23 protein-coding genes and 2 pseudogenes are annotated in these 24021 nt (G+C 63.3%); 16 read left to right on the top strand and 9 right to left on the bottom strand.

From position 1 onward, the window contains the following. Both AC1DZP_RS30135 and AC1DZP_RS30130 read left to right on the top strand, forming a co-directional pair. Positions 1–280 (top strand): annotated as a pseudogene (locus AC1DZP_RS30135) (hypothetical protein); the annotation flags it as partial. A gap of 413 nt (positions 281–693) precedes the next feature. Beyond that, positions 694–2469 (top strand): tetratricopeptide repeat protein, encoded by a 1776-nt coding sequence (locus AC1DZP_RS30130; protein ID WP_457153151.1) that lies wholly within the window; start codon positions 694–696, stop codon positions 2467–2469. Positions 2470–2556: 87 nt separating this feature from the next. Here AC1DZP_RS30130 and AC1DZP_RS30125 read toward each other — a convergent pair. After that, positions 2557–2994, bottom strand: a pseudogene (locus AC1DZP_RS30125) (N-acetyltransferase family protein); the annotation flags it as partial. A gap of 229 nt (positions 2995–3223) precedes the next feature. Between AC1DZP_RS30125 and AC1DZP_RS30120 the strand changes: the two are divergent. After that, entirely contained in the window at positions 3224–4144 is a 921-nt protein-coding gene (locus AC1DZP_RS30120) for a glycine--tRNA ligase subunit alpha (protein ID WP_477307434.1), read from the top strand. Between the two features lie 2 nt (positions 4145–4146). Here the strand turns inward: AC1DZP_RS30120 and AC1DZP_RS30115 are convergent, their stop codons facing one another. Next, positions 4147–4323, bottom strand: coding sequence for a hypothetical protein (locus tag AC1DZP_RS30115; protein WP_477307428.1), 177 nt, complete (start codon positions 4321–4323; stop codon positions 4147–4149). Between the two features lie 194 nt (positions 4324–4517). Here AC1DZP_RS30115 and glyS point away from each other — a divergent pair, with 194 nt between their 5' ends. Continuing rightward, a complete protein-coding gene (gene glyS / locus AC1DZP_RS30110) occupies positions 4518–6638 on the top strand; it encodes a glycine--tRNA ligase subunit beta (RefSeq protein WP_477307426.1) in 2121 nt (706 codons plus the stop codon). A 104-nt stretch (positions 6639–6742) separates the two neighbouring features. Further along, the gene (locus tag AC1DZP_RS30105; protein ID WP_477307425.1) at positions 6743–7084 is read left to right on the top strand and encodes an ATPase; all 342 of its coding nucleotides are present in this window, start codon (positions 6743–6745) and stop codon (positions 7082–7084) included. Positions 7085–7207: 123 nt separating this feature from the next. On the opposite strand, the gene AC1DZP_RS30100 is transcribed toward AC1DZP_RS30105, so the two are convergent. Further along, a complete protein-coding gene (locus tag AC1DZP_RS30100; RefSeq protein ID WP_477307423.1) occupies positions 7208–7597 on the bottom strand; it encodes a hypothetical protein in 390 nt (129 codons plus the stop codon). A 153-nt stretch (positions 7598–7750) separates the two neighbouring features. Beyond that, positions 7751–8311: a hypothetical protein gene (locus AC1DZP_RS30095; RefSeq protein WP_477307421.1), complete on the bottom strand. Its 561-nt coding sequence runs from the start codon at positions 8309–8311 to the stop codon at positions 7751–7753. A 187-nt stretch (positions 8312–8498) separates the two neighbouring features. On the opposite strand from AC1DZP_RS30095, the gene AC1DZP_RS30090 reads away from it, so the two are divergent. The 3 genes from AC1DZP_RS30090 (at position 8499) to AC1DZP_RS30080 (ending at position 11670) form a co-directional block, all read left to right on the top strand. Next, the gene (locus tag AC1DZP_RS30090) at positions 8499–9479 is read left to right on the top strand and encodes an L-threonylcarbamoyladenylate synthase (RefSeq protein WP_477307419.1); all 981 of its coding nucleotides are present in this window, start codon (positions 8499–8501) and stop codon (positions 9477–9479) included. Positions 9480–9487: 8 nt separating this feature from the next. Further along, positions 9488–10918: an FAD-binding oxidoreductase gene (locus tag AC1DZP_RS30085; RefSeq protein ID WP_477307417.1), complete on the top strand. Its 1431-nt coding sequence runs from the start codon at positions 9488–9490 to the stop codon at positions 10916–10918. Positions 10919–11103: 185 nt separating this feature from the next. After that, positions 11104–11670 carry a DUF6101 family protein gene (locus tag AC1DZP_RS30080; protein WP_095091904.1) on the top strand — a complete coding sequence of 189 codons (567 nt, stop codon included), beginning with the start codon at positions 11104–11106 and terminating at the stop codon, positions 11668–11670. A 51-nt stretch (positions 11671–11721) separates the two neighbouring features. Here the strand turns inward: AC1DZP_RS30080 and ubiA are convergent, their stop codons facing one another. Next, the gene (gene ubiA, locus AC1DZP_RS30075) at positions 11722–12705 is read right to left on the bottom strand and encodes a 4-hydroxybenzoate octaprenyltransferase (protein WP_184871429.1); all 984 of its coding nucleotides are present in this window, start codon (positions 12703–12705) and stop codon (positions 11722–11724) included. A 31-nt stretch (positions 12706–12736) separates the two neighbouring features. Then, the gene (locus AC1DZP_RS30070) at positions 12737–13663 is read right to left on the bottom strand and encodes a LysR family transcriptional regulator (protein ID WP_477307415.1); all 927 of its coding nucleotides are present in this window, start codon (positions 13661–13663) and stop codon (positions 12737–12739) included. A gap of 88 nt (positions 13664–13751) precedes the next feature. On the opposite strand from AC1DZP_RS30070, the gene AC1DZP_RS30065 reads away from it, so the two are divergent. Then, positions 13752–14573, top strand: coding sequence for a phytanoyl-CoA dioxygenase family protein (locus tag AC1DZP_RS30065; protein ID WP_477307413.1), 822 nt, complete (start codon positions 13752–13754; stop codon positions 14571–14573). Positions 14574–14730: 157 nt separating this feature from the next. After that, complete coding sequence (gene purD / locus AC1DZP_RS30060) at positions 14731–16008, top strand: phosphoribosylamine--glycine ligase (protein ID WP_477307411.1); 1278 nt, start codon at positions 14731–14733, stop codon at positions 16006–16008. 17 nt (positions 16009–16025) lie between these two features. Here the strand turns inward: purD and AC1DZP_RS30055 are convergent, their stop codons facing one another. Further along, positions 16026–17138 carry a glycoside hydrolase family 25 protein gene (locus AC1DZP_RS30055; RefSeq protein ID WP_477307432.1) on the bottom strand — a complete coding sequence of 371 codons (1113 nt, stop codon included), beginning with the start codon at positions 17136–17138 and terminating at the stop codon, positions 16026–16028. Between the two features lie 133 nt (positions 17139–17271). Then, the gene (locus AC1DZP_RS30050; RefSeq protein ID WP_457151481.1) at positions 17272–17508 is read right to left on the bottom strand and encodes a hypothetical protein; all 237 of its coding nucleotides are present in this window, start codon (positions 17506–17508) and stop codon (positions 17272–17274) included. 212 nt (positions 17509–17720) lie between these two features. Between AC1DZP_RS30050 and AC1DZP_RS30045 the strand changes: the two genes are divergently transcribed. Next, complete coding sequence (locus AC1DZP_RS30045) at positions 17721–19490, top strand: acyl-CoA dehydrogenase (protein WP_477307408.1); 1770 nt, start codon at positions 17721–17723, stop codon at positions 19488–19490. A gap of 19 nt (positions 19491–19509) precedes the next feature. After that, positions 19510–20262, top strand: a complete 753-nt coding sequence (locus AC1DZP_RS30040; RefSeq protein WP_477307406.1) for a crotonase/enoyl-CoA hydratase family protein — start codon at positions 19510–19512, stop codon at positions 20260–20262. Positions 20263–20266: 4 nt separating this feature from the next. On the opposite strand, the gene pdxH is transcribed toward AC1DZP_RS30040, so the two are convergent. Continuing rightward, positions 20267–20884, bottom strand: a complete 618-nt coding sequence (gene pdxH, locus AC1DZP_RS30035) for a pyridoxamine 5'-phosphate oxidase (protein WP_477307404.1) — start codon at positions 20882–20884, stop codon at positions 20267–20269. Between the two features lie 40 nt (positions 20885–20924). Here pdxH and AC1DZP_RS30030 point away from each other — a divergent pair, with 40 nt between their 5' ends. From AC1DZP_RS30030 to AC1DZP_RS30015, 4 genes are all read left to right on the top strand, one after another. Then, a complete protein-coding gene (locus AC1DZP_RS30030) occupies positions 20925–21386 on the top strand; it encodes an RT0821/Lpp0805 family surface protein (RefSeq protein WP_457151485.1) in 462 nt (153 codons plus the stop codon). 100 nt (positions 21387–21486) lie between these two features. After that, positions 21487–22416 carry a DnaJ C-terminal domain-containing protein gene (locus AC1DZP_RS30025; RefSeq protein ID WP_477307403.1) on the top strand — a complete coding sequence of 310 codons (930 nt, stop codon included), beginning with the start codon at positions 21487–21489 and terminating at the stop codon, positions 22414–22416. Between the two features lie 108 nt (positions 22417–22524). Further along, entirely contained in the window at positions 22525–23343 is an 819-nt protein-coding gene (fabI, locus tag AC1DZP_RS30020) for an enoyl-ACP reductase FabI (RefSeq protein WP_477307401.1), read from the top strand. Between the two features lie 44 nt (positions 23344–23387). Next, positions 23388–23984 carry a histidine phosphatase family protein gene (locus tag AC1DZP_RS30015; RefSeq protein ID WP_477226014.1) on the top strand — a complete coding sequence of 199 codons (597 nt, stop codon included), beginning with the start codon at positions 23388–23390 and terminating at the stop codon, positions 23982–23984. Positions 23985–24021: the final 37 nt, after the last annotated feature.

The raw sequence follows: 24021 nt of genomic DNA, 5'->3' as shown, positions 1-24021 counted from the left end.
GATCGTTGCTGCACGGCAAGGGCTCGGGATGACGACACTGCCGTGCTTCGTTGGCGATGCCGACCCCCTACTGGTGAGGGTGCCGGGTACCGACCTGCACATGTACGGAACGCTCTGGCTTCTCACGCAGGGGGAGACACGCAAGACGAAGCGCGTGCGGCTCTTTACCGAGTTCGTATCCCGCAGGCTCGCCGCGTACGCTCCGCTTCTCGCGGGGCTGAATGGAGGCGAGAACTTACGCCGACCCCGGCTTGATGACGATCCGACGATGTACCGTTGAGCACCTCTTCGGGACGATCAAGCGCATGTCGGGCGGTGGAAGGTTCCTCACCAGGGGGCTTAGGCGGTGAAGTCGAAGCGGCGCTCTCAATCCTCGCCTTCAACATCCTCCATGCCGTGAACGCCTTCGGTTATCGCGACACGCAGGTGCAGCGGCCTGCCTTGCCGGGCAAGCGCTGATATCGGAGTCCCAGCGGACCGAAGATGTGATATGATCGGCTCCGCGCGGGGCCATGACCGGAACTCGAAAACGGAAAACTGTCCCTGGTCGCCATGGTTTGTTAATCGGGTGCCCGGATTGTGAATTCGAGGCGGATTGAAGCGTGACCCCAAAAAGGCCATGCTTTGCCCGGAAAGATCGAGTCTACGCCAATCCCGCTGACGCGGAGATGGCGCCTGGCTGAAAGGGATACGATGCAGCAAGGACGTGCGCGCTGGCTGACAAGGCTGGCAATTGTGACAGGCATGGCGATCTCGGCTTTGCCGGCCTATGCCAAGCAAACCGCCGAACCGGTCAAGATCACGTCGTTCTCGGGTGCCTATCTGGCCGCCAGGATCGCCGAAGGCGACAACGACCTCGACAGCGCCATCGCCTATTACAAGCAGGCATTGGCCTTCAATCCGAGCGACACCGGCCTGCAGCAGAGCCTGATGCTGTCGCTGATCGCTCAAGGGCGCTTCGACGAATCCCTGGTCTATGCCGACAAGCTCAAGGAAGTTCCCGATGTCGAGCGCTTCTCGCGCCTGGCGCTCGCGGTCGATTCCTTCCACAAGAAGGATTTCGCCAAAGCACAGTACTGGCTCAAGCTGTCGCTGGAATCCGATCTCGACCGACTGATATCCGGCGTCATGTCCGGCTGGGCCCAACAAGGCGCCGGCCAAGCCAGCGATGCGATGGCGTCCATCGACAAGTTGCAGGGGCCGGACTGGTTCGGCCTGTTCAAGTCCTTCCATCGCGCGCTGATCGCCGACGCGTCGGGCATGCCCGAAAAGGCCGAGGCGATCTACGCCGCGACGATGCAGGATACGGCCGCCGGTGGTGCGGCTCCCGAAACCTGGATGCGCAACGCCCAGGCCTACGCGTCGTTCCTGGCCCGCAAGGGCGACAAGGACAAGGCACTGTCGGTGCTCGATCAGGCCGAGGCGTTTGCGCCGGGCAAGCTGGAAATCGTCGCCTTGCGCGACAAGATCAGCAAGGGTGACAAGATTGCGCCTTTCGCTGCCGGCCCATCGGACGGCGCGTCGGAGATCCTGCTTAATCTCGCCACGGCGCTCAATCGCGGCGGTGGCGAGCCATTCGTCCGTCTTTACCTGCAGTATGCCTTGGCCCTGAAGCCTGACAGCGACGCAGCCCTGGTGCAACTCGCGGCCGTTTCCGAGCAGTTGAAGGACGGCGAGGGCGCCATCGCGCTCTATCGGCGCATCCCCGACTCTTCGCCGTTGAAAGAGCTTTCGGACCTGCAACTCGGCCTCAACCTTGCCGATCTCAATCGCCAGGACGAGGCGATCACCCATCTGAAGGCTTTCGTCGACGCGCATCCCGACGACATGCGCGCCTATCTGGCGCTCGGCGGCGTCTACTCGTCGAAGGATGATTTCCGCTCGGCGGCCAATCTCTACGACAAGGCAGTCACGGTGCTGAAGACGCCGACTGCCGCCAACTGGAACATCTTCTACCAACGCGGCATCGCCTATGAGCGGCTAAAGGAATGGCCCAAGGCCGAACCGAGCTTCCGCAAGGCGCTGGAACTGTTCCCCGACCAGCCGCAGGTGCTGAACTATCTCGGCTATTCCTGGGTCGACATGAATACGAACCTCAAGGAAGGCCTGGCGATGATCCAGAAGGCCGTCGATCTCAGGCCGAGCGACGGTTACATCGTCGATTCCCTGGGCTGGGCCTATTTCCGCCTCGGCCGGTTCGATGACGCGGTGCGCGAGATGGAACGCGCGGTGTCGCTGAAGCCGGAAGATCCGGTTCTCAACGATCATCTCGGCGACGCCTACTGGCGTGTCGGCCGCAAGCTGGAAGCCACCTTCCAGTGGAACCAGGCGCGCGACTTGAAGCCGGACCCCGATGTACTGGCCACCTTGCAGCAGAAGCTGATGAAGGGCCTGCCGCCCATCGAGTCCAACACCGCGCAGGAAACCCCGAAGGTCAAGCCCGAGCCGGTGCCAGCCCCGAAGGGGTGAAATCGGTTTCTTGAAATGCAAACGGGGCTCTTTCGGAGCCCCGTTTTCGTTTGGACGTCCATCCGTCCTAAAACTCAACACGCACCAGTACCCGGAGCGCTCGCCGACCTTGTCATAGAGCTTCATCGCCGTGTGATTGGTCTCATGCGTCAGCCAGTACACCCGCCCCGAACCGGCGGCCTGGGCACGCTCGTAGACGCCCTCTATCAGGGCCAGGCCGATGCCTTTGCCGCGCGAGGCCTCTGTGGTGAAAAGGTCCTGCAGGTAGCAATTCGGCGAGATCGCCGTGGTGCTGCGGTGAAAGAGGTAATGCACGAGGCCGAAAAGCTGTCCCTCGCTCTCGGCAACCAGCGCATGCATCGGCTCATAGGCATCGAAGAAGCGCGACCATGTCATCGCGGTGATCTCGCTTGCCAGCGCCGTCTCGCCCGAGCGGCCGTAAAATGCATTGTAACCGTCCCACAGCGGCATCCATTGGTCGAAATCCTGCCGGGCGATGGGACGGATGATGGTGGAACTGGGCATGATTGAACCTGTTGTCCTGACACTTTGCGGCATGAGCAGACCGCAGGCGCCCATGGCCGGCAATGGGCCAGTCGCTCGCAAAGCTTTCAACATCATCGGCGGGCTCGCTAGGTCCGCACAGGTGCGCCTTGCTTGACGCTACGCCGCCGTGTCTCTAGGACGTGCCGGCAAGCTAGCCTTTGCTGCCGAGGCCCCCGTGACGATTCCGACGATTGAAATCCCCGCCCATATGCATCCCAGCCGCTCGTTCCAGGGGCTGATCCTGACCTTGCACAATTACTGGGCGAACTATGGTTGCGTCATCCTGCAGCCCTACGACATGGAGGTCGGCGCCGGCACCTTTCATCCGGCGACGACGCTGCGCGCGCTCGGGCCAAAACGCTGGAACGCCGCCTATGTCCAGCCGTCGCGCCGCCCCAAGGATGGCCGCTATGGCGAGAACCCGAACCGGCTGCAGCATTACTACCAGTACCAGGTGATCCTGAAGCCGAATCCGCCGAACCTGCAAGAGCTCTATCTCGGCTCGCTGGCGGCGATCGGCGTCGATCCGCTGCTACACGACATCCGCTTCGTCGAGGACGATTGGGAAAGCCCGACGCTGGGCGCCTGGGGGCTGGGCTGGGAGTGCTGGTGCGACGGTATGGAAGTGTCGCAGTTCACCTATTTCCAGCAGGTCTGCGGCATTGAGTGCGCCCCAGTGGCGGGCGAACTGACCTATGGGCTGGAGCGCTTGGCCATGTATGTGCAGGGCGTCGACAATGTCTACGACCTCAACTTCAACGGCCGCGGAGGGGCCGACAAGGTCACCTACGGCGATGTCTTCCTGCAGGCCGAGCAGGAGTATTCGCGCCACAATTTCGAATACGCCAACACGGCGATGCTGCTGCGCCATTTCGAGGACGCCGAGGCCGAATGCAAGGCGCTGCTCGATGCCGGTGCACCGGCGTCGAACGACAATCTGCCGATGCACCGCATGGTTTTCCCGGCCTACGACCAGTGCATCAAGGCCAGCCATGTCTTCAACCTGCTCGACGCGCGTGGCGTGATTTCGGTCACGGAACGGCAGAGCTACATCTTGCGGGTGCGCAATCTGGCGAAGGCCTGCGGCGAGGCGTTTTTGAAGACGCAGGCCGGTGGACTGGCGGCCTGAGTTCAGGCACGCTTCATCACCTCGAGGCAAGCGTTGATCGGCAGCACGTTCTGACCAGTGGCACCGTCGATCGTGCGCAATGCCTGCCGAACGCCCGGCATCGAGAAGGCACCGTGAGCCTGCGCGGTGAAGCAGGCGGTGAGTGCTACAATCTGCAGAAGTCTGGATGCCGTTTTCATGGTCGTTCAGCCAATAGTTCCCTACCTGAGCGTGGGTCGCTTCAGCGCTGCGTTCGGTTCATGGAAATCTTTGATCCAAGGACGGGCGGGGTCGCCTCGTCCCGACAGGGCGGCCAAAATTTCCGGAAAGGGTGACAGCGGCCAGCCGAGTTGCTATGCCCCGCGCGGACCATCTTGCCGCGTGAGCCTCATCCATGCCTGACCTGCTTCTCGAACTTCGCTCAGAGGAAATCCCCGCGCGCATGCAGCGTAAGGCGGCGGGTGATCTCAGGAAGATGTTGACCGACGGTCTGGTCGAGGCGGGCCTGACCTATGAGGCGGCGCGCGAGTACTGGACCCCGCGGCGTCTGGCGGTCGATATCAGGGGCCTGACCGCGCGCTCGAAGGATATAAGCGAGGAGATCAAGGGACCGTCTACGACGGCGCCCGAACAGGCGGTGCAAGGTTTCCTGCGCAAGGCCGGGCTTTCGTCGATCGCCGAGGCGCATGTCCATTCCGATCCTAAGAAAGGCGATTTCTACGTCGCCCACATCTCGAAGCCGGGCAGGGCATCGGAAGAGATCATCGCCGAGTTGGTGCCGGGCATCATCCGCGGCTTCGCCTGGCCGAAATCGATGCGCTGGGGGCCGGCCTCGGCCAAGCCCGGTTCGCTGCGCTGGGTGCGGCCGCTGCAATCGATCCTGTGCACCTTCGGCCCGGAGACCGAGGAACCGGTGGTGGTCGATTTCGAGATCGACGGCATCCGCTCGGGCAACATCACCTATGGCCACCGCTTCCACGCGCCTGGCGGCATTACGGTGCGCCGCTTCGACGACTATGTCTCAAAGCTGGAGGCGGCCAAGGTCGTGCTCGACGCCGACCGGCGCAAGGAGATCATCCTTGCCGACGCGCGCAATCTCGCCTTCGCCAACGGGCTCGATCTTGTCGAGGACGAAGGGCTGCTGGAGGAAGTCTCCGGGCTGGTCGAATGGCCGGTCGTGCTGATGGGCGAGTTCGAGGAGGCTTTCCTGGCCATTCCGGCCGAAGTGATCCGGTTGACCATCCGCGCCAACCAGAAATGCTTTGTCACGCGGCCGCAGGGTGCTGCCGAGGGTCTTTCCAATCGCTTCATCCTCACCGCCAACATCGAGGCCAAGGATGGCGGCAAGGAGATCGCCCACGGCAACGGCAAGGTGGTGCGCGCCCGGCTGTCCGATGCGCTCTATTTCTGGACGACCGACCAGGGCGATTTGCCGGACCTCTATCAGCTCGCGGCATCGGCGGAAAAATTCGGGCTCGATCTGAAGAAGCCGCTCGACCAGCGCATGGCGCGCCTCGATCATCTCGGCGTCACCTTCCACGCCAAGCTCGGCACGCAAGGTGAGCGGGTGGAGCGGATTGCCCGGCTTGCCGAGGAATTGGCGCCGATCGTCGGCGCCGATTTTGTGCTGGCGCGCCGCGCCGCTGTCCTGGCGAAGGCCGATCTCACCACCGAAGTCGTCGGAGAATTTCCCGAACTGCAAGGCGCCATGGGCCGCAAATACGCGCTGCTGCAGGGCGAGCATGCTTCGGTCGCCGCGGCGGCGGAAGAACACTACAAGCCGCAAGGTCCTTCCGACCGTGTGCCGAGCGATCCGGTATCGGTCGCTGTCGCGCTAGCCGACAAGCTGGATACGCTTATCGGCTTCTGGGCCATCGACGAAAAGCCGACGGGATCGAAGGACCCCTATGCGTTGCGTCGGGCAGCGCTCGGGGTGGTTAGAATATTGATCGAAAATGATATTCGACTGGCGCTGGCACCCATCGTGGGGAGGGTTTCCGACCTCCTCGCCTTCTTCCATGATCGCCTCAAAGTCTACCTCCGCGACCAGGGTGCGCGGCATGATCTGATCGACGCGGTCATCACACCGCAGTCGGACGACCTGCTGCAGATCGTGCGCCGTGTCGAGGCGCTTGGTTCTTTCCTCGACACCGAGGACGGCAGGAATCTGCTCGCCGGCACCAAGCGCGCGGCCAACATCCTGGCCGCCGAGGAGAAGAAGAAAACGGTGGTCGCCAAGACTGTTGAGCCGGCGCTGTTTCGCGAGGACGCCGAGAAATCGCTGTTTGCGGCGGTGAATCAGGCTGAGAAGCAAGCCGGCGAAGCGATTCAAAACGAAGACTTTTCCGGCGCTTTGCTGGCGCTTAGCGTGTTGCGCGAACCCGTTGATTCATTCTTTGAGCATGTTCTCGTGAATGATGAGGACGAGGCCGTGCGCGCCAACCGACTGGCGCTCCTCGCCCGCATCCGGGCGGCTACCGGTCAGGTCGCGGACTTCTCGAAGATCGCGGGTTGAGGCCTGAAAATTCTGAAGATAGGCCCTTCGAGCCGGCTTACAGTCATATGACGATGATCTCTCCGTGGCAAAAGGGACATGTTCCCCAACCCACGGAGGCTTCCATGAATTCCGATCACGAAATCGAAGTGACAGAAGAAACCCCGGCTCCCGCCGAGGCGCTTGAATCCGCTTCCGAAACCGCCCTCGATCACGCTGCCGCCGGCACGGTCGAAGCGGCCGATCTGTCGGATGATGACGAAGACGGCGACGATGAAGAAGGCGAAGAGTCTGACGAAGACGAAGCCGCCACGCTCTCGGATGACGACGAAGATGAAGAAGACGATGAGGACGAAGACGACGCCGATGACAGCGTGAAGGCTGAAGGCGACGACGAGAAATCCGAAGAAGAAGAATCCGAAGACGACGAGTCCGAAGAAGACGACGACAAGGAAGAAGCCGCCTGATTTTAGGCTGCCGATCTATCGATTGATAACAGGGCGGCGCTGACGCGCCGCCCTTTCTGTCAGATGCCAACCTGTCAGTCTTCCCGGAAGCTGACTGGGTCAGGCTTCCCGGAAGCTGACGGGTCAGTCTTCCAGAATGCTGACGCGCACGCTGTTTTCGTAGACGTCGACCTGGATCAGCGGCTCGCCATTGACGATGGCGCGCTTGGTCGAGGAGCTCATCGCGCCGGAGCGCTCCAGCATGCGCTGCAAATCGGCGCGCTGGTCGTTGGTCCTGAACCAGCCATCACCCTCGTCATCGCGGTCGCGACGGTGGAATTTGTGCCAGTTGGCGCGGTCCTGCCGTACGATCTGCGCCGCAGTCTCCAGTGCATAGCCGTCACTCGCCCGATGATCCCGATCGGAAATGCGCGCGACATAGGATCCCAGCATGTCATCGGCTTGGGCCGCGCCGGCGCCAAACAAGGACGCCAGCAGAAGCCCGGCCGCAGTGACGGTTTTGAATTTTCTCATGATCAGCCCCCCTTACCCCAAATGACAAAAACCCGTCTACCATGGCCGCTTGACGAAATTCGGACAGTGGCACCCAGCGGCGAAGAACCAGGACGGGTTTGCCTGCCAATGGTGCGCCGGGCGCCAGACCCCAGTCAAGTCGCAGTCCAGCCTCTAATTGGCTTTGCTGACCCCGCGAACGGGCTGGGTTGTTGCTCGTGCGGGTGCTTTCGGTGGCGAGGCCGAGTTTGTGCCGGCATCTCCCGCAGGCGCGGCGGAGGCTGTAGCCGTTGCCGGCGCAGTACCTGTCGCCGGCGCAGTACCTGTCGCCGGCGTGGTGCCCGTCGCCGGCGTGGTGCCCGTCGCCGGCGTGGTGCCCGCCTCTGGTGCGGTGGCTTTCGCCGAGGCGGCGCTTGGCGCCGGCGCCGAGAAGGCGGGACCAACGACGCCGCCGCGAATGACCATCGGGTTCTGCTCAAACCCACGCCTGGCCTCCGGCTTGTCGGTGATCGCCGACACCTTTTCATAAGTGACGTCGGGCTGCGCTTCGCCGAGCCCCACCATCGATTGCACATTGCTGGCCTTGGCGGTTTCGGCGGTCTTCAGCGGTTTGGCGGCATCGAGCTTGATGATGGATGGCGTCGAGGAGGGCACGCCGGGGAAAACCAGCGACGAGGCCTGTGCCCCGCCAGCCGTCACCACAACGACAATACCCAGCAGCATACGCACAGACACGATGATCGCTCCCCTTTGCCCAGAAGCCGCACAGTAGCGGGCCGGAATTGATGCCGGCTTTCGCGGGAACGTAGCATTTTAGCGATTGATAAATCGCCAATGCCCAGATTGCCCGACAGCGACTTGTCGCAACAGCCGACTTGCCCAACAGCCGCCATCGTACTACGCAGCCGGCATCTGCGAGGTGATGAGAGTGGCTGAAATACTTGCCGTCAGCGAGGCGCTGGAGCGGGCGCTGGCCCTGCTCCGGGACGGCGATGTCGTCGCCATCCCGACCGAAACCGTCTACGGGCTTGCCGGCGACGCCACCAACGGCGTCGGCGTGGCGCGCATTTTTGAAGCCAAGGGGCGGCCCCGCTTCAACCCGCTGATTGCCCATGTCGCCGACTTGGCGATGGCCGAGCGCATTGCGCTGTTTGATCCGCTGTCGAAGAAACTGGCGCTTGCGTTCTGGCCGGGTCCGCTGACGCTGGTGCTGCCGCAGCGACCCGGCAATGGCATCCACCCGCTGGTCACGGCCGGGCTCGATACGATTGCCTTGCGCATGCCAAGAGGCTTTGGCGGCGACCTCATCGCCCGCCTCGGCCGCCCGCTTGCCGCGCCCAGCGCCAATTCATCCGGCAAGATCAGCGCTACCACGGCGCAAGCGGTGGCGGCGGATCTCGGCGCACGCATAAAGCTGGTGGTCGATGGCGGAGCGACGCCGGTCGGGCTGGAGTCGACCATCGTCAAGGCCGAAGGGGAAAGATTGCGGCTGCTCCGGCCCGGCGGCATTGCCGCCGAAGACATCGAGGCGGCCATCGGCATGGAGCTCTTGCGCGGCGGCGCCGCCGGCGTCGAGGCGCCGGGTATGCTTGCCTCGCACTATGCGCCTGACGCCGCGATGCGGCTCAACGCCGGAACAGTCGGTGAGGGCGAAGCCCTGCTCGGCTTCGGCAGCCGGCGAGCCGAAGGCTGGCGACACGCCGCCGCGTTCGTCAACCTGTCCGAGACAGGCGACCTGCGCGAAGCGGCGAGCAATCTTTTCGCTTATATGCAGGCACTCGACAGCAGCGGCGCACGGATTATCGCCGTCGAGCCGGTTCCCTTCGACGGGCTTGGCGAGGCGATCAACGATCGGCTCTCGCGCGCCGCCGCCCCTCGTGACAACATCTTGGCAGCAACGTAGTTTTCCCCATGACCGAAATATCAGAGAAACTCGATCCCGCTCTCATCGATCGCTTCGCGGCGATCGTCGGTGACAAATACGCGTTGCGCGACGAGCAGGACATCGCGCCTTACCTCACCGAGCGGCGCGGGCTCTGGCATGGCGCGACGTCGCTGGTGCTGCGGCCGGGCAGCGTCGAGGAAGTCAGCCAGATCATGCGGCTGGCGACCGAGACGGGAACGCCAGTCGTCCCGCAAAGCGGCAACACCGGACTGGTCGGCGCCCAGGTGCCGGACAGATCCGGCCGCGAGATCGTGCTGTCGCTGTCGCGGCTGAACCGCATCCGCGAGATCGATGTCTTGTCCAACACGGTGACGGTCGAAGCCGGCGTCATCCTGCAGACGCTGCAGGAAGCGGCCGATGGCGTCGACCGGCTGTTTCCGCTGTCGCTGGCTGCGCAGGGCTCCTGCCAGATCGGCGGCAACCTGTCGTCCAATGCCGGCGGCACCGGCGTGCTTGCCTATGGCAATGCGCGCGAACTCTGCCTTGGGGTTGAAGTGGTGCTGCCGACGGGCGAGGTGTTCGATGATTTGCGCAAGCTGAAAAAGGATAATACCGGCTACGACCTGAAGAACCTGTTCGTCGGCGCCGAGGGCACGCTAGGCGTCATCACAGCCGCCGTGCTCAAGCTGTTCCCGAAACCGAAAGGGCGCGAGGTGGCTTTCGTCGGCCTGTCATCGCCGCAAGCAGCGCTCTCCCTGTTCAGCCTGGCGATGGACCGCGCCGGAGCAGCGCTCACCGCCTTCGAACTGATCGGCAAGCGCCCGTACGACTTCACCCTGGCGCATACCCAGAGCGTGGTGCGGCCGCTGATCGAAGATTGGCCGTGGTATGTGCTGATGCAGATTTCGTCCGGCCGCTCATCGGAGGATTCGCGGGCATTGATCGAGGAGGTGCTCTCGACTGGTCTCGAACAGGAGTTCGTCGGCGACGCAGTCATTGCCGCAAGTCTTGGGCAGGGCGATGCCTTCTGGAACTTCCGCGAGCTGCTGCCCGAGGCGCAGAAGCCGGAGGGCGCTTCGATCAAGCACGACATTTCCGTGCCGATCGCTTCGATCCCGCGCTTCATCGAGGAGGCCGCCGGGGCGGTGGCGTCGGTGAGTGCCGGCGCCCGCGTGGTCTGCTTCGGCCATATGGGTGACGGCAATCTGCACTATAACATCTCGCGGCCCGTCGACGGCGACGACGAGGCGTTTCTCGCTCTCTATCATCCGATGAACACGGCCGTGCATGACGTGGTGCGCAGCCTGCATGGCTCGATCTCGGCCGAGCATGGCATCGGCCAGTTGAAGCGGGACGAACTGATCGCCACAGCGCCACCGATGGCGATCGAGCTGATGCGCCGGGTGAAGGCTGCCTTCGACCCAGCCGGCATCATGAATCCCGGTAAGGTTATCTGATCCTTTCGGCATCTTGTGGCTGGTGGCATTCCGATAACCATCCCGCAGATCAGCAAAATTTAACCGACTTTCTTAAGCGGGGCGGTAAGGTGCCCGCGCTACTGTCTGCTCACAAACGAGGCTGGAAAAACCGGCCCGGAGAGAACCGGACACCGGCTCTCAGGAGACAGACAGGAAGGCACTCTATGAACACCGGACTGAAGCCAGTCTGGGCCGGACGCAACATGCGTCTCGACCCATTCCGCCTGCCGCAAGTGGTCAGCTACGCCACACGCGACGACTACGGCGACGTGACCTTTACCATCGACAAGCGGGGCGCAGTGATCCGCCGCATGCTCGAGATGAGCGGTTTGCCGGCGATCATCGCGCTGCCAGCCAATGCGTTTCGCGGCGTCGCCGCCCGTGCGATGGAGGATCCGGACGGCAATGTTACGGTGACGCTGGAACTCCTGCATAACGATCCGATGCTGTCGGTGCCGCTGCTGGTGGCCGATGATCTCGAAGACGTCGCCGCCGACTGGCGCGCCTGGGCCGACGCCTACCGTCTGCCGATGCTCTTGATCGAATCGGACGGCGTCGCCCGTACCCTGGAAGAATCGCTCGGCGCCGCCATCAAGACGCTGCCGCCGCAGGATCGTCGCAAGGGCCGCGTTTCGCACATGCGCCGCCCGCGCTTCCTCGCCCGCCGCAGGGCCGGCGATCTCGGTCTCAGGCTGGTCATCGACGGCCAGGAGATCATTTCGCGCGAATAGGAAGAGCTTGGCGCGTCCTTCCTTCTCCACAAGGGGAGAAGGAAAAAGCCGCTACACCAGCGGCTTCAGTGCCACCCACACCGCGCCGCCGATCAGGCCAAGGAAGATCAGCCAGCCGACCTGGTTGTTCGAACGGAACAGCCGCAGGCATTGGTCCGGATTGTCGATATCCAGCACGGCGATCTGCCGCGCCATATGGGCGCCGGCGGCGATCAGCCCGGCCAGCGCAACCACCGGAGCCTGTGCCGACGCGAAGGCGATGGCGAAGCACACAAGCGTGCCGCCATAGAGCCCGACAAGCCATGACTTGGTGTTGTCGCCGAACAGGCGTGCCGTCGAGCGCACGCCGACAATGGCGTCATCTTCCTTGTCCTGATGCGCATAGATCGTGTCGTAGCCGATCACCCACAGGATAGAGCCGATATAGAGCATGATGGCGGGCCCATCGAGGTCGCCGAACTCGACCGCCCATCCCATCAGGGCACCCCAGGAAAAAGCAAGGCCGAGAACCAGTTGCGGCCAGTTGGTTATCCGCTTCATGAACGGATAGACGGCGACGATGGCCAGCGAGCAGATGCCGAGCAGAATGGCGAAACTGTTGAACTGTATGAGCACCACCAGGCCAACCAGCGCCTGCAGGACAAGAAACACCCATGCCCGCCGGCGCGTGGTCTTGCCCGACGGCAGCGGCCGTGACCGCGTCCGCTCGACCTTGTTGTCGATGTCCTCGTCGACGAGGTCGTTGTAGGTGCAGCCGGCGCCGCGCATGGCGATGGCGCCGATCAGGAAAAGCACGAGATACAATGGCGCCGGCAGCAGCGAGAGCAGCGGATCGCCGGGACGCGGATAGGCGCTCGCCGCAAGTGCTGCCGACCACCAGCACGGCCACAAAAGCAATTGCCAGCCGATCGGCCTGTCCCACCGGGCAAGCTGCGCATAGGGCCATATCGAGCGCGGCAGCACGCGATAGACCCAATGGCCGTTCGGTGCATCGGCGACACGGCCCTGGGCCGCTTTCGACTGGATCGGTTCCATGCTGCTGGATTGGCAGCAGACTGGAAGGCCGTCAAGCAGTCTCGCTTGCGGACGCGAAGATGTCATGAGAGGCGAACCAATCCTTCGCGACCTCGATGAACGCCAGCGCCGCATTGGAGACGCGCTGGTGCGTGTCATAGGTGAGCAGGATCCGCTGCATGGGCAGCGGATCGGACAACCGTTTGCAGAGGAGCGGCAGGCCGTCATAGCTGCGGTCGCCATGCGGGCGGGTGTAGCTGACGGCGACGCCGAAGCCATTGGCGACTATGCTGCGCTGGAGTTCGAACGAACCCGTCGTTGTGTCCGCGACCGGGGAGAGGCCACGGCTGCGGAACAGGTCGAGCATGTGCTGCCAACTGTGCGGCTGGTCTGTCGTGATCAGCGGATAGGCAGCCAGATCCGCAAGGCTGACCTCGGAACGATCCGCCAGGGCATGGCCTGCCGGCAACAGCGCATGCGGCCGAAGTTCGCGCAGCAGGATGCGGGCGAAATGTGTCGGCAGGCTGAGGTCGTAGGTAAGGCCGAGATCGATGGCGGCGTCACCGAGCCGCCGCCCGAGCGTTTCGAATGTCTCGTCGCGAACGACAATTTTCACGGCCGGATAGCGTTCGGAGAAGGCGCGGATCAGGGCCGGCGCAAAGAAAGGCGCCAGGTCCTCGAAACATCCCAGCACCAGTTCACCGCCGACGGCCGATTTGCTTGAACCCAGGCCGACGAGTTCGTCCGTTTCGGTGAGAACCTGTCTTGCCTTCGCCACGACAGCGCGGCCGAACGACGTCGGCGACACGCCGCTGCCTCGCTGGCGGACGAACAGCTTCTGGCCGAAATTCTTTTCGACAGCGTCAATGGCCACCGAAACCGAAGGCTGCGAGACGTTCAGCATTTTCGCGGCGCCGGTGACGCTGCCATGACGCGCAACGGCAACCAGATAACGCAGCTGCGTGAGGGTCACATTCATAGGGTAATCCTATGTGCAGAATGAGAAGCTATTATTTTACTGAATGAAAGCGGATTGCGATAGTCGGTCATTCCAAGAGGAGAAAGCCATGTCTTCCAAGACTGAGACCCAGACAATCGACACCCAGGTCATCGACGCAAAGACGATCGCCGACTACCAGCGCGACGGTGCCGTTTGCATCCGCGGTGCTTTCAAGGGTTGGGTCGACACAATTGCCGCCGGGGTCGAGCGCAACATGCAGAACCGCAGCGCCACCGCGTCCGATATCGCCAATGGCCGCGGCAGTTTCTTTGATGACTATTGCAACTGGGAGCGCATTCCCGAATTCGTCAGCGTGGTGCGGAACTCGCCCGCCGCCGAACTGGCAGCGGCGGTAATGCAGTCGCGCACCGCGCAGTTCTTCCACGATCACGTTCTGGTCAAGGAACCCGGCACGCAGAAGCCGACGCCCTGGCACCAGGACATCCCCTACTACTTCGTTGATGGCCAGCAGACGGTGAGCTTCTGGATCCCCATCGATCCGGTGAAGGAGGCGACGCTGCGCCTGATCGCCGGCTCGCACAAATGGGACAAGATGATCCTGCCGGTGCGCTGGCTCGACGACAGCAATTTCTATGCCGGCGAGGGCGACTATCGGCCGGTGCCGGACCCGGACAAGGACCCGTCGATGAAGGTGCTCGAATGGGAAATGGAGCCGGGCGACGCCATCCTGTTCGACTTCAGGACCGCGCATGGCGCGCGTGGCAACATGACCTCGGCACGGCGCCGGGCGCTGTCGCTGCGCTGGGTCGGCGACGATGCGCGTTATGTCGAGCGGCCGGGACGCACCTCGCCCCCCTACCACGGCCATGGCATGCAGCCGGGACAGAGGCTGCGCGAGGACTGGTTCCCGGTCATCTTCCAGGGCTGAGCGGCAGCCAGAAAATCGTCGGCGGTGTGGGCCGCCGATTTTCGGCAGGGGTAACGTTCCCGTGCGCAAATCCGATCAAAGCACCCTGATGCCTTGACCCATCGTGCAGAGAGCAATAGCGGGTGCTCTGCAGGTTAATAGGCATCACGAGGTGGCCATGAACGTTCTTCTTCTCGGCTCCGGCGGCCGCGAACATGCGCTCGCCTGGAAGATCGCCGCGTCGCCGTTGTTGACAAAGCTCTATGCGGCTCCCGGCAATCCGGGCATCGGCGGCGAGGCCGAGTTGGTGAAGCTGGACATTTCCGATCACGAAGCCGTTGCCGCCTTCTGCAAGGACAAGAAGATCGACCTCGTCGTGGTTGGCCCGGAAGGGCCGTTGGTCGCCGGCATCGCCGACGATCTGCGTGCGCAAGGCATTCGCGTCTTCGGACCTTCCAGGGCTGCCGCTCGGCTGGAGGGCTCGAAGGGGTTCACCAAGGATCTCTGCGCCAGATACGACATCCCCACCGCCGCCTATGGCCGTTTTGGCGATCTGGCGTCCGCCAAGGCCCATGTCGAAAAGACCGGCGCACCGATCGTCATCAAGGCCGATGGCCTTGCGGCAGGCAAGGGCGTTACCGTCGCCATGACGCTGGACGAAGCACTGGCGGCGCTCGATGCCTGTTTCGAGGGGTCCTTCGGCGCCGCAGGCGCGGAAGTGGTGGTCGAGGAATTCATGACTGGCGAGGAGGCAAGTTTCTTCTGCCTCTGCGACGGCACCACAGCGCTGCCCTTCGGCACCGCGCAGGACCATAAGCGCGTCGGCGACGGCGATGTCGGCCCCAACACCGGCGGCATGGGCGCCTATTCACCGGCCCCGGTGATGACGCCGCAGATGATCGAACGCACCATGCGCGAGATCATCGAGCCAACCATGCGCGGCATGGCTGAACTGGGCGCGCCTTTCGCCGGCATTCTCTTCGCCGGGCTGATGATCACTGACAAGGGGCCAAAGCTGATCGAATACAACACCCGTTTCGGTGACCCGGAATGCCAGGTGCTGATGATGCGGCTGAAGGACGATCTGCTGGTCCTGCTCAACGCGGCAACCGACGGCCAGCTTGCACACACCTCGGTGCGCTGGCGCGACGAGGCCGCACTCACCGTGGTGATGGCGGCCAGGGGCTATCCAGGCACGCCGGAAAAGGGATCGGTCATCCGCAGCGTCGAAGACGCGGCGGCCGAAGGCGTCCAGATATTCCACGCCGGCACGGCCATAAACGGCGGCGCGCTGGTTGCCAATGGCGGCCGCGTCCTCAACGTCACGGCATCAGGCGCAACGGTCGGCGAGGCGCAGAAACGCGCCTACGCCGCGCTCGACCGGATCGATTGGCCGGATGGATTCTGTCGCCGCGACATTGGCTGGCAGGCCGTGGCACGCGAGCAGGCAGACTAAAATTCTGCGACGGTAGCTTATCGCAAACCGCGATCGATCTCGGTCGAAGCGGTGCTGAGCGGATCGGCGGCGGCAAAGGCGGCGTCGAGTTGCAACGGCGAACGCTGTTCGGTCCGCTTCCAGGCGACATATTGGACAATGCCGAAAGTCGGCCGCCGCGGCACGGTCTTCACGACAGGCATGCGGAAGCCGTCGCGGAACTTCGTCCAGCGCGTGCCCAGCGCCGCGACCATATCCTCGAAGGTCGGCGGCGCCGCCACCGAGGCGTAGGTGATCGTGACATTGCCGGCGAGGCCGGCTTCGCGTGACACCGGCAACGGTATCGAGGCGAGATAGTCAGGCGGCACATCGATGAGACCACCGAAAGGCCATTGCGCGCGCAGCGTGGCGGCGTCCGTCGGCGCGACATTGACGTCGATGTCCTTGGGCGTGCCGGCGACCCTGTAAGGGCAGCGGAGCCGGCCGCAATTGGCTTGCGCCGAGAACTGCCACAGCGCGTAGCCCTGCCAGTTGCCCATCGGAAAATGCACGTCGATGTCGGGCTTGTAGCGGGCATACCAGAGCGGCAGCCGCGACAAGAGCCGGTACCTGTAGCTGTTGTCGGCAATGTACTGGGCCGTCTTGCCATTGGAGTAGAGCACCGGGAAGCGGCCGATGCGCCGATGCACCTGGCGCACGAACTCCTCGGCATCTTCGAGCGACATCCACTGCGAAGGATCATTGCCCTCGATGTCGAGAGCCAGCAGGTCGTCAGGCGCGGGTTCGGCGAAATCGAGGAAATTATTGGCCTGTTCGACCGGATTGCCGGGGCGGGCGAGGTGATAGGCTCCCCATTTCAGGCCGAGCGCCTTGGCGACCACCTTGCGTGTCTGGAACAGTTCGCGCGTCACCGCGTGGCGTTTCCACAGCGCCTTGCAGAGCTTCACCTCGGTGTCGTCGCCGAAACAGAAATAGGGTGGCGGCATGCCGTCGGATGCCTTGTTGATGAAGCCGACGATCCGCTTGTCGGTGGCAAGTTGGGCCCAGTCGATGGAATTGTACTCGTAGGCGTCGACGACCAGGGCACGGTCGGCGTTCTTCCACGGCTCGGAAAAATCCGAGGCTTTTGCCGCTGAAATCAGCGCCATCATCGCCGCGAGAGCGATCGCTGAGCGGCGTAGAAGATGCGCCGGCGTTTTCAAACAGGGAATCCCCGTTAACCAAAGACAAATCCTGGACCGTCATGGTTAAGGAAGTGCTTCCGCAGGGCTGGCGCCGGCAAAGCTATCGCCTGATGAGTGGCTGAAATTCAAACGGGTCTGGCGCCGGCTCTTGCGGCAGAGTGCCCTCGGCGGCGCGTTTGCGGTGGTGGGCGAGGGAGCATTGCGGCGAGCATAATATGCCGCGATCCGACCAGTAGGCGGCGCCGTTTTCCAATCTGCCCTGATGGTACGAGAACCCTGCCGCGCGATAGGGCAGGCCGCATTCGATGCATCGATAGGCATCAGGTCTGGCAAGCATGGGTGGTTCCGGTCTGTTGGTTCGGTCTGTCGCCGGTCGACTTGATCCGGCGTCGATAGAATCTAATACGTGTCGGCGCGATTGCAAAATCCACGTGACAAAGTTTGACGTTTACGTAAAAAGAAGATGGGAGGCCGCCGCTGAAAGGTGGATGGTTTTGCGGCAGTGCGGGTCCTAGGATCGGTGGGCCTATATCAGGAGGAGGGAGCGGCATGTATCGGGCACCGGTCGAGGATATCGCTTTCACGCTCAAGCACGTGGCTGGTCTCAAGTCCGCCCTTGATGCCGGCATGTTCGGCGATCTCGGCGAGGATCTGGTCGATGCCGTTCTTGGCGAGGCCGGCCGCTTCGCCACCGACGAAGTCGCGCCGCTCTACAAGATCGGCGATGAGCAAGGTGCGGTGCTGAAGGACGCTATCGTCACCACGCCGCGCGGCTGGAAGGAACTCTATCGCCGTTGGATCGACGGCGGCTGGAATGCGCTGTCCGGGCCCGAGGAGTATGGCGGCCAGGCGTTGCCGACCATGCTTGGCGTCGCAGCGCTCGAAATGTGGAACTCAGCCGCCATGGCCTTCGGCATCGGCCCGACGCTGTCCATGGGCGCTGTCGAGGCGCTCGACAAGCACGCCTCTGAGGCACTCAAGTCGAAATATCTTGAAAAGCTCGTCTCCGGCGAATGGATGGGCACGATGAACCTGACCGAGCCGCAGGCCGGCTCGGATCTCGCTGCCTTGCGCGCCCGCGCCGAGCCGGTGGGTGACGGCACCTACCGCATCTTCGGCCAGAAAATCTTCATCACCTATGGCGAGCACGACTTTACCGACAACATCATCCATCTGGTTTTGGCACGGCTGCCCGATGCGCCGGCCGGCACGCGCGGCATATCGCTGTTCCTGGTGCCGAAATTCCTGGTCGGCGACGATGGATCGCTGGGCGCGCGCAACGACGTCTTCTGCTCCGGCCTGGAGCACAAGCTCGGCATCCACGCCTCGCCGACCTGCACCATGATCTATGGCGATGGCTTCGGGGGCGCTGCGCCTGGCGCCATCGGCTGGCTGATCGGCGAGGAGAACAAGGGCCTGGCCTGCATGTTCACCATGATGAACAACGCCCGCCTTTCCGTCGGCATGCAGGGTGTCGCGGTCGCGGAAGCCGCCACGCAGAAGGCGATCGCTTATGCCAATGAGCGCCGGCAAGGCAAGGCGGCAAGCTACGCCGGCGCCGGCATGGCGCCGATCGTCCATCATCCCGATGTGCAGCGCACTCTCCTGACCATGAAGGCGCTGACGCAGACGGCCCGTGCCATCAGCTACTGCTGCGCCCATGCCATCGACCTGACGCGCGTATCGGCCGGCGATGAGGCGGCGCATTGGCGCGACCGTGCCAATCTGTTGACGCCGCTCGCCAAGGCTTTTTCGACGGATGTCGGCGTAGAGGTTGCCTCGCTCGGCCTCCAGGTGCATGGCGGAATGGGCTTCATCGAGGAGACCGGCGCGGCGGCATTCTATCGTGATGCGCGCATCGCACCGATCTATGAGGGCACCAACGGCATCCAGGCGATCGATCTGGTCACGCGCAAGCTGCCGCTCGGCGGCGGCCAACACGTGCATGGCTTCATCGACGAACTGGCGGCGGTCGCCAATGCCGTGCGGACATCGAATCTTGAGGGTTTCGGCCGCACCGCCGATGCTCTCGACAAGGCCCTCGGTGAGCTCAGCGAAGCGACCCGCTTCCTGCAAGAACGGTCCGTCGATGGCCGGTCGGACGAGGCGCTGGCGGGTGCTACGCCCTATCTCAAGCTGATCTCGCTGGCTGCCGGCGGGGCCTATCTGGCGCAGGGCGCGCTTGCCGATCAGGGCCGTATCGCGCTTTGCCGCTTCTTCGCCGAAAACCTGCTCGGTGAGGTCAGTGCCCTGAAGGACCGCGTTGTCGATGGCGCCGAAAGCCTCGCCGCTGCCGGCAAGGCGCTCATCTCTGCCTGACGTTCACAAGGAAAAACCCGTGACAGACCATATCCTCGTCGAGCGCCAGGGCGCCATCCAGATCATCCGCATGAACCGCCCGGACAAGAAGAACGCCTTGACGCGCGCCATGTATGCGAAAATGTCGGCTGCTCTGGCCGAAGGTGATGCCGACCCGGCGATCCGCGTCCATGTCTTCCTGGGCGTGCCCGGCGCCTTCTCCTCCGGCAACGACCTTGCCGATTTCATGGTCGTCGCCACCGGTGGCGACGGCGGCACCGAGGTCTGGGACTTCCTGATGGCGCTGGCCAAGGTCGAGAAACCCATTGTCTCCGGCGTCGACGGCATCGCGGTGGGCATCGGCACGACGCTCAACCTGCATTGCGACTTGACCTTCGCCACGCCGCGCACCGTGTTCAGGACGCCTTTTGTCGATCTCGGACTGGTGCCCGAGGCGGGCTCCAGCCTGTTGGCGCCGCGCATCCTGGGGCAGCAGGCTGCTTTCGCACTGCTCGGCCTCGGCGAGGGTTTTTCGGCCGAACGGGCGAAAACCGCCGGCCTGATCTACGATGTGGTCGAGGAAGACGCGCTGGAGGCCTCGGTGCTGACGGCGGCCGGCCAGATCGCGGCCAAGCCACCGCAGGCCTTGAAGATCGCGCGCGACCTGATGCGCGGCTCGCGCGACGACCTCCTCGCCCGCATAGGCGAGGAAAGCGAACATTTTCGCGCGCGGCTGAAATCGGACGAGGCGCGCGCTGCGCTCACGGCGTTCATGACCAGGAAGAAAGGCTGAGCTTTTAGGGATAAAGCCTCGTCTTGTCCCAATCGCCATTGGCGTCTCTGGAAAAGACCACCCGGTCATGCAGCCGGAACGGCCGGTCATGCCAGAACTCGATGGTTGTGGGCACGATGCGGAAGCCCGACCAATGCTTTGGCCGTGGAATTTCGCCGATCGGATAGCGCGCCGTGTATTCGGCCACCGCCTTTTCCAGAGCAAAGCGGCTTTCCAGCGGCCGCGACTGTTTCGAGGCCCAGGCGCCGATGCGGCTGCCACGCGGTCGCGTCGCGTAGTAGGCGTCGGCTTCGGCGTCGCTGACGATCTCCACCGGACCGCGAATGCGCACCTGGCGGCGCAGCGATTTCCAATGGAAGCACATCGCCGCCTTCATGCTGCCAAGAATCTCCTGGCCTTTGGCGCTCTCGAAATTCGTGTAGAACACAAACCCGCCTTCATCGAACCCCTTGAGCAGAACCATTCGCACATCCGGCATGCCGTCGGCATCGACGGTCGCCAGCGCCACGCCGTTTGGGTCGTTCATTTCGCTCTTGGTGGCGTCCTCCAGCCATGCGGCAAAGAGCCGAAACGGCTCCGCCGCCTCGGTAAAGTCACTGCTTGTTAACTCTGTGTCACTCATAGTTTTTCTCAAATCGTTACGAGGCGGGGGAGGTTGCAGATTGTCGCGTATCGCGCAAGCTTTTGACAGCAGGCAAAGCGGCCTAATTGCTTCAGCCAGCGCCAAAGCCGCGATCATGATGATCGCTCTGCCGCTTGCCGCCTGCGGCGCTGGTGGCTTCAGCCTGGAAAAAGCAGAAGTCGACCGCTCGATCCTGACCAGCAGCACGTCCGTCCCCTCCGCGCCGGTGAGTTCGGATCGCGACTCCGACCAGACGACGATCGGCAATGCAGTGTCCTCGGCCGATATCGAGCAGCTCGGCGGACAGGCCGTGCCGTGGGCGAATGCAGGCACCGGGTCGCGAGGCTCCATCACCGAACTGGCGGAATTGAAGGACAAGGGCCAGACATGCCGCCGTTTCAGGGCCTCGCGCGAGAGCTTTGATGGCGTTGCCATGTTCGAAGGCGAACTTTGCCTGGCCAGCGCCGGCGGCTGGCACATGCAGGACTTCAAGGCGCTCTGATTTTCCGTTTTTGATATGGTGCTCGGCCACTGGAATTTCTTCCTATGCGAGCGCATATAGGGGGCAACCAGAGACTCACTCCTTTTCCAGGGCAGTAAGCATGCGCGACCCCTATGAGGTGCTGGGCGTTGCCAAGAACGCATCGGCCAAGGACATAAAATCGGCGTACCGGAAGCTCGCCAAGAAGCATCATCCGGACCAGAATCCGAATGATCCCAAGGCGAAGGACCGTTTTGCCGCGGCCAACCAGGCCTACGAGATCGTCGGCGACGAGAAGAATCGGGCCGCGTTCGATCGCGGCGAGATCGATGCCGACGGCAAGCCGCGTTTCCAGGGCTTTGAGGGCGCCGCTGGTGGCGGTGATCCCTTTGGCGGGTTTCGCCGGCAGCAAGGAGCCGGCGGCTCGCGCTTCGAATTCCGCTCCGGCCGTCCTGGCGGTGATCCGTTCGACGGTAACAGCGATATTTTCAGCCAGATTTTCGGCGACGCCTTTTCGGGCGCGCGCGGCCCCGGCGCGGGCGACCGCCGCCAGCCGGCGACCGCTGCCGACCTGAATGTGACACTCGACGTCACCATCGAGGAGGCGGCAACCGCCGAAAAGGTGACGGCGATGTTCCCCGACGGCCGCAAGGTGGCAGTCAAGCTGCCGGCCTATGTCGAGGATGGCCAGACCATCCGGCTAAAGGGGCAGGGCGAGCAAGGGCCGGGCCAGCCGGGCGATGCGCTGGTCAAGGTCCATCTGCGCCGGCATCCGCGCTACCGCATCGAGGGCCGCGACCTGCATGCCGATCTGCCGGTGACGCTGGCGGATGCGGTGCTCGGCGCCAAGGTGCCGGTCGAGACGCCGACCGGCAAGCTCGCGGTCAACGTTCCCGCCTGGTCGAACTCGGACAAGGTGCTGCGGCTGAAGGGCAGGGGCCTGCCGGAGAAAGCCGGCGGCCATGGCGATCTCTACGCCCATGTGCGGATCATGCTGCCGGAAGGCGGCGATAGCGCGCTCGAAGCGCTGCTGCGCAGCCAAAATGGCTGATTGGCGGCTTTTGTCCCCCGAACTGTCCGGTTTGAACGCTTGAAGGGGCAGTGTGCCTGTGCGATAGGGCACTCCACAAAGCTGAAAAATCTTGCGGAGAGCGCTGACATGGCGGGTGGACAGGGCCTTATGGCCGGCAAGCGCGGCCTTATTCTTGGCGTCGCCAACAACAGATCGATCGCCTATGGCATCGCCAAGGCCAGTGTCGACCATGGCGCCGAGATCGCGCTCACCTACCAGGGCGAGGCGTTCAAGAAGCGTGTCGAGCCGCTGGCGGCGGAACTCGGCGCCTTTGTCGCCGGCCATTGCGACGTCACCGATCCGGCCAGCCTGGACGAGGTTTTCGCCAGTGTCGCCAGGCATTGGGGCAAGCTTGATTTCCTCGTCCACGCCATCGCTTTTTCCGACAAGGACGAGTTGACCGGCCGCTACGTCGAGACGACGCGCGACAATTTCCTGCGCACCATGGACATTTCGGTTTATTCCTTCACCACCATCGCCAAGCGCGCCGAGGCGTTGATGAGCAATGGTGGCTCGCTGCTGACGCTGACCTATTACGGCGCCGAAAAGGTCATGCCGCACTACAACGTCATGGGTGTCGCCAAGGCGGCGCTTGAGGCCAGCGTGCGTTATCTCGCGGTCGACCTCGGCGCCAAGAAGATCCGCGTCAACGCCATTTCGGCCGGCCCGATTAAGACGCTTGCCGCATCAGGCATCGGCGACTTCCGCTACATCCTGAAGTGGAACGAATACAATTCGCCGCTGAAGCAGACGGTGACGCAGGAGGAAGTCGGCGATTCCGGCGTCTATTTCCTGTCCGATCTGTCGCGCGGCGTCACGGGTGAAGTGCATCACGTCGATTCAGGCTACCACGTCGTTGGCATGAAGGCGGTCGACGCGCCGGATATTTCGACGGTCAAGGACTAACATCCACCACCGTCGTCCGTCCCGATCCCGTACCGGAAGACCTGATGTACCCGCTGGTTTATATCGTGCGCCACGGCCAGACCGCGTGGAACGCCGAATCCCGGCTTCAGGGGCAGGCCGACACCGACCTCAATGCGCTTGGCCGCGAGCAGGCGACCGGAAACGGTCATCGGTTGGCCGAGGTGGTGCAAAATCCCGCGGATTTCGATTTCGTTGCCAGCCCAATGAAGCGGACGCGCGAAACGATGCAGCGCATCCGCGCCGCGATGAAGCTCGATCCGAATGCCTATCGAACCGATCCTCGCCTGGTGGAAGTGAATTTCGGCGATTGGCAGGGTTTTACCTATGCCGAGCTCAAGACGCGGTATCCTGGCGCGCGCCGTACACGCGCGCTGGACAAATGGAACTTCCAGCCGCCCGGCGAGGGCGCGGAGAGTTACCAGATGCTGCTCGAACGGGTGAAGCCCTGGTTCGACGCGATCCAACGCCAGACGATCTGCGTGACGCACGGCGGGGTCATGCGGGCTCTGTTTCGCTTCGTGCTTGGGGTGGCGGAGGACGAGGCAGCCAACCTGGAGATACCACAGGACCGCGTGCTCAGGCTGCAGGGTGACCGCCTTGAGTGGCTGTCGCAGTCCTAGCCAGGACGCTTGTTCATCCCAGGGTTTGGAAGGCTCC

The sequence above is a fragment of the Mesorhizobium sp. P2_F8 genome, assembly GCF_056403655.1.
Note: the sequence above shows the minus strand (reverse complement) of the source record. Positions and strands in the feature narration are given on the sequence as shown.